This is a genomic window from Chryseobacterium contaminans (assembly GCF_001684955.1).
In the GTDB taxonomy this organism is placed as follows: domain Bacteria; phylum Bacteroidota; class Bacteroidia; order Flavobacteriales; family Weeksellaceae; genus Chryseobacterium; species Chryseobacterium contaminans.
Genome location: NZ_MAYF01000011.1, coordinates 1 through 13,519, shown reverse-complemented (window position 1 = coordinate 13,519; position 13,519 = coordinate 1). Strand labels below are relative to the sequence as shown.

At 38.4% G+C, this 13,519-nt stretch carries 10 protein-coding genes; all 10 read right to left on the bottom strand.

Annotated elements, in window-relative coordinates:
- Positions 1-455 precede the first annotated feature (455 nt).
- Positions 456-683, bottom strand: coding sequence for a hypothetical protein (locus BBH99_RS01505; protein ID WP_066691032.1), 228 nt, complete (start codon positions 681-683; stop codon positions 456-458).
- A gap of 271 nt (positions 684-954) precedes the next feature.
- A complete protein-coding gene (locus BBH99_RS01500) occupies positions 955-2,472 on the bottom strand; it encodes a TSUP family transporter (protein ID WP_066691030.1) in 1,518 nt (505 codons plus the stop codon).
- Positions 2,473-2,477: 5 nt separating this feature from the next.
- Positions 2,478-5,351, bottom strand: coding sequence for a TonB-dependent receptor (locus tag BBH99_RS01495; protein WP_066691020.1), 2,874 nt, complete (start codon positions 5,349-5,351; stop codon positions 2,478-2,480).
- Between the two features lie 379 nt (positions 5,352-5,730).
- Positions 5,731-7,404, bottom strand: a complete 1,674-nt coding sequence (locus BBH99_RS01490) for an NADPH-dependent assimilatory sulfite reductase hemoprotein subunit (RefSeq protein WP_066691017.1) — start codon at positions 7,402-7,404, stop codon at positions 5,731-5,733.
- Positions 7,405-7,431: 27 nt separating this feature from the next.
- Positions 7,432-9,141 (bottom strand): diflavin oxidoreductase, encoded by a 1,710-nt coding sequence (locus tag BBH99_RS01485; RefSeq protein WP_066691011.1) that lies wholly within the window; start codon positions 9,139-9,141, stop codon positions 7,432-7,434.
- Positions 9,131-9,976, bottom strand: a complete 846-nt coding sequence (cobA, locus tag BBH99_RS01480; protein ID WP_066691010.1) for a uroporphyrinogen-III C-methyltransferase — start codon at positions 9,974-9,976, stop codon at positions 9,131-9,133. Before cobA ends, BBH99_RS01485 begins: the two co-directional genes overlap by 11 nt.
- Before the next feature lie 25 nt (positions 9,977-10,001).
- Positions 10,002-10,913: a cysteine synthase A gene (cysK, locus tag BBH99_RS01475; protein ID WP_066691008.1), complete on the bottom strand. Its 912-nt coding sequence runs from the start codon at positions 10,911-10,913 to the stop codon at positions 10,002-10,004.
- 30 nt (positions 10,914-10,943) lie between these two features.
- On the bottom strand, positions 10,944-11,774 hold the full coding sequence (gene epsC, locus BBH99_RS01470) for a serine O-acetyltransferase EpsC (protein ID WP_083188709.1): 831 nt from the start codon (positions 11,772-11,774) through the stop codon (positions 10,944-10,946).
- 6 nt (positions 11,775-11,780) lie between these two features.
- Positions 11,781-13,019, bottom strand: coding sequence for a sulfate adenylyltransferase subunit 1 (locus BBH99_RS01465; protein WP_066691006.1), 1,239 nt, complete (start codon positions 13,017-13,019; stop codon positions 11,781-11,783).
- A 103-nt stretch (positions 13,020-13,122) separates the two neighbouring features.
- Positions 13,123-13,519, bottom strand: a 397-nt coding sequence (locus BBH99_RS01460; protein WP_165601860.1) for a phosphoadenosine phosphosulfate reductase domain-containing protein, incomplete at its 5' end; no start/stop codon positions are given.

The window sequence follows — 13,519 nt, the reverse complement described above, 5'->3', positions numbered from 1 at the left end:
TTCAAACGGTTGTGCCGCAAACTTTGCCTCTTTATAATCATACGTTCAGCCAATAAAACTTTTGCGTTAAATTCAGATTACTATCATATTTTTTTAAAACGCAAAGTTTATCATTTGCTGCTGCTAGATTTTAAGAGAGCAAAGAGATTGTTCGATTTCAATCGATCTGATGAAGCGGTTTGTTACCATGAACTTAGTCAACGGCTTTGCCGCAAACTTTGCTTCCTTAGAATTATACGTTCAGCCAATAAAACCTTTGCGTTAAATTCAGATTACTATCATAATTTTTAAAAACGCAAAGTTTATTTTTTGTTATGTTAAGTTTTAAGTGAGCAAAGAGTTTAATCAATTTTCAATCAGTTTGATGAAGCTTGTCGGTTAGTATGATTTTGCTATGAATTTTGCTTGCTAAAAAAACCTTTACCACATTGGATAAAGGCTCTATTTCAATCGTCTTATCTGATGCATTCACCAGAACGGCATTGATATCCTGAAGGACACATTCCATTAATACAAGGTCCTGCAACATCCGGATAGCATTTTTCATCTGCCCTGCAATGGGTATTGGGAGGACATAAACCAATCAGATTTCCGATGCATACTCCTACTGGAAGCGGTAAATTAATCTCAATACCAATGGCTCCGGCAATGTTTTTTAAGGTTTTTCTGTTTAATTTTTTCATGGTTTTCGTTTTAAAAAGTCATTGTTTTGATAAGGATCATATTGTTATTCAGTGTATGAACAGATCAAAGGTAACGATCCTTTTATGAAGACCATGCAGTAGTTTTACTGAATTTACATAAAAGAGTAAAATGGTTTGATGCTGGAATAGTGAGACTGGGAGTTACTGTTTAACTTATTATTTATAAAAGTTGATCCCAACAAAATATTTGCAAAAAAATAAAGCAAATGCTTTTCTGGCTTTATAACTTTCCTCTTCCAGCTTCCTGACTTTATAATAATGATTTAAAAATAGTTGTCAGACTCATCAGAATAACAACGATTCCCACTACCACAAACATTTTTTTTGTGGGAAGCTTGGAAGTCAGCATAGCAGAAAACGGAGCGGTAAAAACACCACCTAACAGAAGTCCCAAAACAATATTCCAATGATGAATTCCAATCGTAAAAATAAAGGTGATGGCACTTGTGAGTGTCAATAAAAATTTAGCAACAGTAGAACTTCCCACTACATAACGGGGAATCCTTCCTTCTTTAATTAATGTTCCGGTTACTAAAGGGCCCCAGCCTCCTCCGGCAAAAGAATCGATAAAGCCACCAACAAACCCTAATACTCTGAGATTGGTTCTTCTTTTTGTTTTTACACGACCTTTATTCTTGTCTTTAAAGGCATTTCTCAGGATATTTGATCCTAAATACAAAGTATAACAGGCAATGATAGGCTTTACAATATGGGCATAATGTTCTCCGTAATGAGACAGAGTTAATGCTCCAATGATAGATCCAACAATAGCCAGCGGAAATAATACCCAAACCATTTTTTTATTGACATTTCCCAGTTTGTAATGGCTAAATCCTCCTGCAGCTGTTGTAAAAGACTCTGCAGAATGAATACTTGCGCTGACAACTGGTGGCGGAACATTCAATAGTAATAATATGGTGGTACAGATCACACCATATCCCATTCCCATAGATCCGGCAACAATTTCTGCCATAAATCCAGCAAACAGCATCCAGTAAAAGATATGACCGTCTTTATTGAGAAAAGTCTGAATATCATCAGAAAGGTCAAACTGATAAACAACAAGTCCAAAAATTCCCAAAAGAAGCATAACTCCTATGATGGCAAGGTAAATATTGGCTTTTCTTTGAGCTATTTTAGTAATACTGATGAGCTTTTCTATCTCCAGATCATTTTTTGCAGGAGAAATCTTTCCATCAGACAGATATTGGGTTGTAATCTTGTTAAGTTCTGTTACTTTATGATTGAAGTCTCCCTTTAATTGGTTGCGTATACTTTGCATATTATCTAGCACAAGATCCATTTCATCAGGAATGGTTTCTGTAAAGGTTTCTCTAAGTCTCTTGGCAATGGTTGGTGATTTTCCATTGGTTGAAATGGCGATTTTAAGACTTCCTTTTTTAACAATGGAACCTAGGTAGAAATCACAGAGTTCGGGCTTGTCTGCAATATTGACCAATACATTCTTCTGATGAGCGTTTTCACGGATTTGTGCAGCTAAATCAATATCATTCACTGCGATAATGGCCACATCGGTATCATTAAAATCATCGTTATGATAGGCTCTTTCGTATAATTTTATATTTGAATACTGGCTCTGTAAAGCTCTTACTTCAGAACTGATTTCCTTGGCTACCAGTCTTATAGAGGTTTCAGGTGAATTACCCAATACGGATTCCAGTTTTTCAAGGGCAATTTTTCCGCCTCCGATGATGAGTAATGATAAGGTTTCAAGTTTTAAAAATACGGGATATAAGGAATTGCTCATCTTGATTACAGTTTTAAGTCATACGTGAAAGCGAGATAGTATAAACCTCCGATTTCAGGGCCCGCTGCATATTGGAAATAACGTCTGTTCAGGAGATTGGTAGCTCCAATTTTTACCTGGGCATGAATTTCAGGAATCTTCCAGCTAGCCTGGGCATCTATGGTATAGTAAGCCGGAATTTTTCCGGAAGCTAAAGGACTCTCCCAGTCAAAACCATTTTGCCATCTTGCCACAACCGTAAATCCAATATTCTTAATGATTTCCCTGTTTCCCACACTTATATTCACCATCCATTTTGGAGTATTGAATGCAGTAATAAATAGGTCTGAAGTATTGTTAGAGGCCAGATCATTGTAAGATACATTCGCATTAACGTTATAATTTTTAATCACATTGTAACGGATACCAAAGGAAGTTCCATAGCTTTTGTAAGTACTGTTGCTGTTGGTATATACTCTGTATCGGTCCTGTTTGCTTCGGTCCAGCATAGCAAGAACTGCTGTATTGCTTCCTACCTGGCTGTTTTTAGGAACGGCTACTTCCACCTGTCCCAGGAATCCTTCATAAATATTGTAGTAAAAATCCCAGTCCAGGGCCAGTTTATTATTAAAGAAAACCGATTTATATCCTATTTCAAAAGAATTGATCTTTTCCGGCTGTAATTTTTGAAGGTTGGCAACGGCTAAAAGCTGTTTATTATCCTGTGCAGCCTGGCTCTGGCTTTTTCCACTGTCAACATCAGCATTTACAGCCGCTGTAAATTTGTCGATTGATGCTAAAGTGTAGGAATTTTCCAGATAACCCAATCCGTCATTTACTTTTGTTAATCCACCTACTCTTCTTACATTTCCGTTATTCACAAAGGAAAGAGCTTCAAACAAAGATGGAAAGCGGTAGCCATTTTGAAAAGATGCTCTGAAATTGTGCTCTTTCACAGGAGAATAGACAATGCTGATTCTCGGATTCAGTTTAGCTTCAAATTCAGGATTTCTGTCGATACGGAGCGCTGCATTAATTTTTAATTTTTCATCAAAGAAAATCTTGGTAGCCTGAGCGAAGGCTCCATATTTCTGATAGACAACATCTTTACCAAAAGTACCATCAGATAAAGGAATATTTCTTTCCGTAACAGGCCTGTTGAAGTCTACAAAGTTGTTTCCATCTGGGGTGATGCTGTATAAACGGTAATCTATTCCGGCTAAAAGATTAAAAATCTTTACAAATCTGCTGAAGTCATAAGTAAGTTCGCCCTGATAAAATCTGGATTTCTGTTCCAGTTTTGCTCCCCCAGTTGCAGGAGCTCCGGCAATTCCTGCATTGGCAGAATCCCAATTGTTGATTCCGATAATGGTGTTTTTTAACTGTTCAAAGGCAGCTGTTCCTGGTACTGCTCTATTTTTATCCGCTTCACGACGGGCAAGAATAAGCGCATCATTCAGATTGGTGCCCGCATTAAGGTTATTTTGAAGAGCAGTTTGGAAGATACTTTTCCAGTTATTGTTAGAAAGATTCGTCAGATCCAGATTATCAGCCAAAGGTTTCAGGTTATAAGAATCCCCAGTATTTTCTATGGAGACATACGCTCTGAAAGTAAGTTCTTTTCCGGTAAGTTCTACTTTATGGTTTTGAACGGTAGCATTTTGTAAACGGATCTTATTTCCTCTTTGGAAGGTTCCGTCAAGCAATCCGTAACGGTATACGTAAGAAGCTTTCCACTGATCTCCGAAACGATAATATAATCCGGCATCAAATTTTATATTCTTTACTTCCGGACTTACCAGGTCTTTTTCCAGATATCCTGTTCTGGAAACATTGAAGGTTGTAGGTTTTCCGTTATAATCTACTTTTACTGCTACCCTGTTGTTTCTTTCATCACCGTATTTGTTCCAAAGATCTTCTGCTGGGTTGTTGGCTAAAGAAAAATTAGGATTGGCTGTAACCAATGAATTAGGGTTTTGATCTGTTAAGTTATTTGAGATCCAGTCTGTTCCGGTAAAATAGGAAGCATTCACTTTAACCGCAAAGTTTTTATGGAATACCTTGGCAAATCTGATGGCACTTTCACCTAAAGAACTTATTTTATGATTGTAATGATCTACATGATTCACGCCGCCACGGAAATAAACGCTTATTCCTTCAGAAGTAAACGGATCTTTTGTTTGCAGACTGGCTAATCCATTGATGGCATTCATTCCATACAATGCGGAAGCGGCTCCGGGAGTGACTTCCATAGACTGAATATCCAACTCTGTAGGGCCAATAGCATTTCCCAGTGGAACTCCTAATGTGGCAGACTGCACATCTACCCCATCTACCAACTGCATAAATCTGAAGTTATTAGGAGAATTAAATCCTCTGGAATTAGGGATTTTCAGCGTAAGACTTGATGTTAAAAGCTGCAACCCTTTTACATTTTCAAGGGTTTCATAAAAAGAGGCAGCCGGACTTTCCCTGATCGTTTTAATATCAATCTTTTCAATAGCGATCGGAGATTTCAATATTTTTTCCGGAATACGGGATGCGGAAATAACCACATCATCAATAATGGTATTCTGCGGATTAAGCCCGATGGTAAGTTTATTGGAAAGCGAAAGTATTTCCACAGTCTGGCTGGAAAAACCATCTTTATTGATGATCAGACGGAAAGGAATGGTTACCCTTGTTCTTATTTTGAAATTTCCTGATTCATCTGTAGATACGGTATCCTGTGTATTTTCAACCTGTACCTTTACGGCATCAAGCCCTTTCTGTGTTCCTGTATTTCTGATGATTCCGCTTACTTCTATAAGCTGTTGTGCTTCTGCCAGATTGCAGAATAAAAATGTGAATAGTATAACTCCTGTTTTAGGCAGGAAATAGCCCTGTCTTTTGTTTTTCATTGTTCTTCTATTTTAGGTGAGTAAGAATGGAGCTGTTTGGAACTGATGTATTTTCTAACTACAAAAGGCACAAAAGTTATTATTTAAAACACTTTAGTTCACTTAAGAAAGTTTAAAATGCTGTGGTATAAAAGTTCACATAAGTTGAAAATCATAGATTTTCATAATGCTAAAGTGTACTTCTATGCACAAAGTTTTTCACTTCAAATAACTTAAGTGTTTAAAGCTTTTGTGACTTTTGTGGTTTTAAATAGAGTTCAAACAGCTTGTATATGTTGTCAGTATTTAAAATCAACAGCACATACACATTCGTTCACCTGGAAGAAATGGTTGATGTTTTTTTAGTTTTTTCTGGTCATAAAAAAGGCTGATCATATTTTCAGTTTAGGGTTTGTAAATAACGGTATGAAAAGTCACCAAAGGTTTCTTCTGTATGTTTTTCCTGTACATAGATCCCGAAAAGCTCATCCAGAGTAGTAAGAATTTCTTCTTCGCCGATGTTTTCTCTGTATTTTGTGTTCAGTCGCATTCCCAATCGGTCTCCTCCAATATGAAGGTTGTATTTTCCGTAAGCTGTTCCTACAAATCCGATTTCAGCATTGGGAGATCTTCCGCAGCCGTTAGGGCATCCGGTCATTCTGATGGTAATATCTTCTTGTAAAAGGCCATATTTTTCAAGAATAGGTTCTATTTTGGTCACTAAAGAAGGTAAATAGCGCTGTGCTTCCGCTAAAGCTAGTGAACAGGTATTCAAGGCAACACAGGCCACAGAATTTTTACGTAAAGCACTTGTTTTTTCAGTAGCATCTGAAATTCCATATTCGTGTAAAAGGCTTTCTATAGTTGCTTTATCTTCTTGATTGATATCAGTTATAATCAGGTTTTGGTTGCAGGTAAACCTGAAATTGACATCTGTGGTTTGAGCAATCTTTAATAATCCTGATTTTAAAGGATAGCCTTCAATATCAAGAACTCTTCCATGTTCTACAAACACGGTATAAAACCATTTTCCTTCATGGTTTTGAGTCCAGCCATAGCGGTCTTTTCTCTGTTCAAACTTAAATTCCCTGGCAGGTTCAAAATTGAATCCGGTTCTTTTTTCTACTTCGGCTCTGTACTGGTCAATGCCCAGCTTATCAATGGTATATTTTAATCTTGAAAGTTTTCTGTCACTTCTGTTTCCGAAATCGCGCTGTACAGTAATGATTTCATATACTGCTTTTAAAGCTTTTTCTTCAGAATCTACAAATCCAAGTACAGAAGCTAATCTTGCATAGGTGGCTTCATTTCCGTGAGTTGCTCCTAATCCACCTCCGGCAGCAATATTATATCCTACAATCTCATCGTTTTCTATGATAGCAATCAGAGCAATATCATTAATGAATACATCCACATCATTATTGGGTGGAACGGCAATCCCAATCTTTAATTTTCTCGGAAGGTATCTGTCCTGATATAAAGGATCTTCTTCAGTTTTTCGGTCAATAAGCAACTCATCATCAATCCAGATATCATAATAGGATTTGGTTTTTGGAAGACACATTTCACTGATTTTACCCGCCAATTCATAGGTTTGTTGATGCAATGGTGATTCTGACGGATTTGCAGTACACGTCACGTTTCTGTTCACATCACCACAAGCCGCAATAGAATCAAGATGATTCAGGTTGAAACTCTGAATGGTTGGTCGTAAATGTGATTTTAAAATGCCATGCAGCTGAAGTGTCTGTCTTGTTGTTATTTTAATGGTTCCGGTTGAATGGTCATTGGCAATATCATTTACTCCTATCCATTGATCTGAAGTTAAAAATCCGCCGGGAAGCCTTAGTCTGATCATATAGGAATACAGCCATTCCAGCTTTTTGGAAACACGTTCTTCTCTTCTGTCCCTGTCGTCCTGCTGGTACATTCCATGGAACTTGATTAAGGTTTGGTCGTCTTCTCTTATGGCTCCGGTAAAATCATCGGCAAGGCTTTCCTTTAAGGTTCCTCTGAGTCCGTTGCTCTGGGTTTTAATTCTTTCAACAGGGGAAAGATTATCTTTATGGTTCATACTTGTTTCTTTTAAGGGTGCGGATTTTTAATAAACATCTTTAGCATATCGGCCATTAAGCTCCATTTCTTCAAGATAGCTGACGGCTTCTTCCTGACTGCGTTTTCCATGTTGCTGAATAATATTGAGTAATGTATTTTCTACATCGCGGCTCATAGGATCTTTGGTTCCGCATACATATACGGAAGCTCCGTTTTCAAGCCAGTAAAAGACTTCCTGAGCTTTTTGTTCCAGTTTGTGCTGAACATATACTTTTTCAGCAGTATCTCTTGAAAAGGCAAGATCCAGATGAGTTAAGCTTCCTGTTTTAAGAAAATCCTGAAGTTCCGCCTGGTAAATAAAGTCTGATACAAAATTTCTGTCTCCGAAGAACAGCCAGTTCTTTCCTTCTGCTCCAACAGCATCACGTTCCCAAAGGAAAGATCTGAACGGCGCAATCCCGGTTCCTGGTCCAATCATAATGATATCTTTATCTGGCTCAGGTAATCTGAAGTGCCCTGCATCCTGAATATAAAACTCAATTTCTCCACCTTCTGTAAACTCGCTGAGGTAACCGCTGCACAGACCGTTGTGTTTCTGGTGGTCAATAAAGAATTCCGATCTGGCAACGGTAATATGGATCTCATTTTCGCCATGGGCTTCCGGGGAAGATGAGATGGAATATAAACGTGGTGCCTGAGCAGTTAATATCTGAATGATTTCTTCAAACTCCTCTGCATTTTTTACAGGATAAATTCTTAGCAAATCAAGAAGGCTTAAACGCACTTCCGGAATGGAATGTCCTGTAATCTTAGCATATTGAGCGACTACGGTTTTCAGTAAATAGCTAATATTAAGGTGTTTGTGTAGTAATTCTTCTACTGTATCTGTAATTTTTGTGGTTTCGATCTGTTTTTTAGGATCAATTCCTGTTACAGCAATAATTTCAGCAACTACAGATTTTGGATTGAAAGGAATAATTCCCAATGCTGCACCGGGTTGATAGCTTAAAGCTTCTGCTGTTTCTATTTCAATGTGGTAGGTTTCTTTTTCAGAGGTGATATCATTCAGATTGATGATGGCTGATACTGTGCCCTGGTATTTTTTTCTTCCTGTTGATGCTTTTTGAGCTGGTGTATTTTTAACACTTCCGGCAGAAGTTTTATTTACTGTTTCAAAAACATGTTCTATCCAGTTTTGAGCATCCTGTTCATAATCAATATCACATTTTTTTAACGGAATGATACGTTGTGCACCTAATAATTCAAATCGGGAATCTACGTCCTCTCCTGTTTTGCAGAATAAAGGATAGCTGCTGTCTCCCAACGCCAGAACCCCAAATTTTAAAGTACTGAGATTGATTTCATTTTCATAAATATAATCATAGAATTTTTTGGCCAGCACTGGTGGATCTCCTTCTCCCTGCGTACTGATGACCACAAAGAAAAATTCTTCTTTTGAAAGATCTTTAGGCTTGTATTGGGAAAGGTCTGCTAATTTCACCTGAATTCCTTTCTTTTTGATGATTCCTGCAAGTGATGTAGCTAATTTTTTACTGTTTCCGGTTTCTGTACCATACGCTAAGGTGATTTTCTTTACTGTATTTTGCTCCGGTAAAGTTACCTGTAAAGGAGGCTGCGCAGCGGTAAGAGATGCTCCCGCCAGCCCTGCAAGGTATCCGCTGGCCCAGATGGATTCTTCTCTGGAAAGATCACTGGAGATTTGTTTAAGGATGTTTAATTTAGTTTCAGACAGCATATTCGAAGAAATTTTGAGTTTTAGGAATTAAGCTTCCGTTTTCAACTGATTTAAAATAAAGACCTTCCTGTTCTGCATTTTCAAGCCAGGAAAATTCTTCATGAAGATTCACAACTTTTCCAATCACCACCAATGACGGTGAGGCAAAGGCTTTGTTACCAAGTGTTTTACTGAAATCCTCAAAAGATGAGGTGTACACTTTTTGATAAGGTGTGGTAGCCTGTTCAATCACAGCGATTTTTTTCTCATCCGAGACATTCAGATCAATGAATTTCTCTACAAGACTGGTGAGATTTCCTTTAGACATATAGAATACAAGGGTATCCTGAGTACTGGCAAGATCTTTCCAATACTCGTCTGTAAGAATTTCAGACTTATAATAAGTGAGAAAACGAACTGATGTTGAATATCCTCTGGCTGTTAAAGGCATTCCCGCATAAGCCGCAGCTCCCAGAGCCGCAGTAATTCCCGGGACAATCTCAAACGGAATATGATTTTCTTTCAACGCCTGAAGTTCGTCCAGAATATTAGAGAAAATAGAAACGTCACCGCCTTTAAGTCTTACAACTGTTTTGTTCTGTAAAGCATAGTCTACCATTAAGGTATTGATAAGTGATTGAGGGGTAGACGCATTTTTGCTGCATTCTTTGCCTACGTAGATAAGCTCTGTATCTTTATGAACGTAAGTTTCTAAAATTTCAGGACTTACGAGGCGGTCTGCGAGAACAACGTCTGCTTTGGCGATGGCTTTTACGGCTTTTACTGTGATCAAATCAGGGTTGCCAGGCCCTGCACCGATAAGGTAAACCTTAGGTGATTTTATAGTTGGATTCATTGAAGTCGGTGTTAGTTAAAGGATTTTAGAAGAGTCCCTCAAGAGAAAGATATCTTTCTCCGGTGTCGTAATTGATGGTAAGAATTTTAGCTCCAGGCTGTATTTGCGGTAAATGTTTTGCGATAGCGGCTAAAGCGGCTCCTGTAGAAACTCCCACAAAAAGACCTTCTTTTTTGGCAGCATTAATGGCATACTCATACGCTTCATCCTTTCCTACCGTAATGACTCCATCCAGAAGAGTAATATCAAGGATAGATGGTACGAATCCGGCTCCCAAACCTTGTAATGGATGTGGTGCAGGGCTTCCGCCGCTTAATACAGGAGATAATTCCGGTTCTACTGCGATCACTTTAAGATTAGGATATTTTTCCTTTAATGCTTTAGCAATTCCTGTGATATGTCCGCCGGTTCCTACTCCTGTAATAACGTAATCCAGTCCTTCCGGGAAATCTTTTAAAATTTCCTGAGCTGTTGTTTCTACATGTATTTTTACGTTCGCAGGATTGTCAAACTGTCTCGGAATCCATGAATTGGGTGTTTCTTCAGCTAATTCGTTAGCTTTTTCAATAGCCCCTTTCATTCCTTTTTCTCTTGGTGTAAGCACAAATTCAGCACCATAGGCTTCCATGATTTTACGGCGTTCTATACTCATGCTTTCCGGCATTACCAGGATTAGCTTATATCCTTTTACTGCGGCCACCAATGCCAATCCTATTCCTGTGTTTCCACTGGTAGGTTCAATGATGGTGCTGTCTTTATTTAATAATCCTTTGGCTTCCGCATCTTCAATCATGGCTAAGGCAATTCTGTCCTTGATGCTTCCGCCCGGGTTGCTTTTTTCCAGTTTAATCCAGATTTCGTGGTCTGAATTGAATAAGTTATTGATCTTTACGACTGGTGTATTTCCAATGGTTTCTAATGCATTCTGAAATTTCATATCAATACAATTTTTTGTTTTTTTCTGTTTTTATATTACAAAGGTTAATGATTCCGGTAACGGATTATTATCCTTTATTCTTATTTCACTTTTGTTATAGACCAGGGAATTTGGCGGTACATCCTGTGTAATCCACACATTCCCCCCAATAATACTATCCCTTCCTATAGTTGTATTTCCGCCCAAAATAGTTGCTCCCGAATAAATAATGACATGGTCCTCAATATTGGGATGCCTTTTCTGGTTGGCTTTTTCTTTGGAGACATTCAAAGCACCCAGGGTTACTCCCTGGTATATTTTGACATGATCGCCAATGACGGTGGTTTCTCCGATGACAATTCCGGTTCCGTGATCGATGAAAAAATATTCTCCGATAACTGCTCCGGGATGAATGTCTATTCCTGTTTTGCTGTGCGCATATTCTGAAATTACGCGGGGTAAAACCGGCACTTCCTGATTCCAGAGCTGATGGGAAATTCTGTAAACATAAGTTGCAAAATATCCCGGGTATGCCAGGTATACTTCTTCTAAAGAGGCTGCAGCCGGATCAAATTCAAGGATGGATTGTGCATCCTGAACAAGATGACTGTAGATCTGCGGCAAGGCCTCAAAAAAAGCATTTACCTGTACTTCGGTAAGATCTTTGTCTTTTGTTATGGTGTTAATCAGGTTGAAAAGGTGATCCTGCAGCTGGGCAAAATCCTGTTTCAGCTGATCGGGCGTATTGACTTGCTGTGGAAGAAACAATACTTTATACAATTCTTTTACAAAAATCTTTACCCTTGCTCTGTCAAAGAATCCATGGGTTTTATGCTCTTTACTCTGTTGAATTCTTTCGATAAATTGGTTTGAAACTGACATTTTTCTTTACTGAATTATGCAGGCTGCAACCGTTGAATTAGAAGTTTCATCTACCAAAATTGCAGAACCTGTTCTTTTGTTATTGATAAAACTATCATAGACCAAAGGTTGTGCCGTTCGCAAGGTTACTTTTACCACTTCATTCAGCTTAATATCGCCTTCTGCTTTTTCCTGGGTAAGCGTATTCACATCAATTTTATAATCAATCTCTTTTACTACGGCTCTTATCAGTCTGCTGTTTTGCTGTAACAGGTATTTATTACCCGGCTGCAATGATTTTTGATCTAACCAGCATAACAGAACTTCAAGGTCTTTTTCAATAACAGGAAGCTGTTCTTCCGTAGCAAAAATATCGCCTCTGCTGATGTCTACATCATCTGTTACATGGAGAACCACGGGTTGACCTTCAAAGGCTTCTTCCTTCTCAATTCCGTTGATCTCGATTTTAGCAATTTCACTGGTAATGCCTGCCGGAAGAATTTGGATTTTATCTCCTTTCTGAAATTTACCGCTTAAAACCTGCCCTGCATATCCTCTGTAGTCATGTAATTCCTCAGTTTGAGGGCGGATCACATATTGAACCTGGAAACGGCTTCCGGTATTCAGTTCTTCATTCAATGTTACATTTTCCAGATATTCTAAAAGTGAAGGCCCTTGGTACCAATCTGTCTGTGATGATCCGGAAACAATATTGTCTCCTTTCAACGCAGAAATCGGGAAATAGCTTACCTCTTTTAATCCAAGACTTTCCGCAATTTTAGCATAATCTGCTTTAATGGTTTCAAATACTTCCTGTGAGTAATCTACCATATCCATTTTATTGATGGCTACCGCTACTTTCTTCAGTTTTAATAATGATGCGATGATGGAATGTCTTCTTGTTTGTTCAATCACTCCCTGTCTGGCATCGATCAAAATCACCATAAGATCAGAGTTCGAAGCACCTGTAATCATATTTCTTGTATATTGTACGTGACCGGGTGCATCAGCAATAATGAATTTTCTCTTTGAGGTTGAAAAATACCTGTACGCAACATCAATGGTGATCCCCTGCTCTCTTTCAGCACGTAAGCCGTCTGTAAGAAGAGCAAGGTCTACCCCGTCATCATTTTTGTTCTTAGAATGTTTTTCCAGTACTTCTAACTGGTCCTGTAAAATACTTTTACTATCGTATAGCAGTCTTCCGATCAGGGTACTTTTACCGTCATCTACGCTTCCTGCTGTTATAAATCTTAATATATCCATCTGTTTTTGTTTATGAGTAATAATGGGCAATGAGTAATGATGAATGGTATAAGTAAAAAAAGCTGTCAACTCAATTACTTATTACTCATTACTGATTACTTATCTAAAAATAGCCTCCTTTTTTACGGTCTTCCATAGCCGCTTCTGTCACACGGTCATCAATTCTGGTTTCTCCGCGTTCTGAGATTCTGGTGGCTACAATTTCTTCGATCACAGCGTCAATGGTGGTTGCTTTAGATTCTACGGCGGCAGTACAGGTCATATCTCCTACCGTTCTGTATCTTATCTTTTTTATGGTAATTACATCATCGGTTTCCAAAGTGGCATGGTCTGAATTGGCAATCCATTGTCCGTTGAGATCTACCACTTCCCGGTCATGCGAGAAGTAAATGGAAGGAAGTTCAATTTTTTCTCTTCGGATATAATTCCAGATGTCAAGCTCTGTCCAGTTGCTGATCGGGAATACTCTTACATTTTCTCCTTTGTGGATTTTTCCGTTG

Bases quoted from the DNA above. Each gene is read 5' to 3' on its own strand.
- BBH99_RS01505 (WP_066691032.1), bottom strand. From the start codon at position 683: ATGAAAAAATTAAACAGAAAAACCTTAAAAAACATTGCCGGAGCCATT.
- BBH99_RS01500 (WP_066691030.1), bottom strand. From the start codon at position 2,472: ATGAGCAATTCCTTATATCCCGTATTTTTAAAACTTGAAACCTTATCA.
- BBH99_RS01495 (WP_066691020.1), bottom strand. From the start codon at position 5,351: ATGAAAAACAAAAGACAGGGCTATTTCCTGCCTAAAACAGGAGTTATA.
- BBH99_RS01490 (WP_066691017.1), bottom strand. From the start codon at position 7,404: ATGAACCATAAAGATAATCTTTCCCCTGTTGAAAGAATTAAAACCCAG.
- BBH99_RS01485 (WP_066691011.1), bottom strand. From the start codon at position 9,141: ATGCTGTCTGAAACTAAATTAAACATCCTTAAACAAATCTCCAGTGAT.
- cobA (WP_066691010.1), bottom strand. From the start codon at position 9,976: ATGAATCCAACTATAAAATCACCTAAGGTTTACCTTATCGGTGCAGGG.
- cysK (WP_066691008.1), bottom strand. From the start codon at position 10,913: ATGAAATTTCAGAATGCATTAGAAACCATTGGAAATACACCAGTCGTA.
- epsC (WP_083188709.1), bottom strand. From the start codon at position 11,774: ATGTCAGTTTCAAACCAATTTATCGAAAGAATTCAACAGAGTAAAGAG.
- BBH99_RS01465 (WP_066691006.1), bottom strand. From the start codon at position 13,019: ATGGATATATTAAGATTTATAACAGCAGGAAGCGTAGATGACGGTAAA.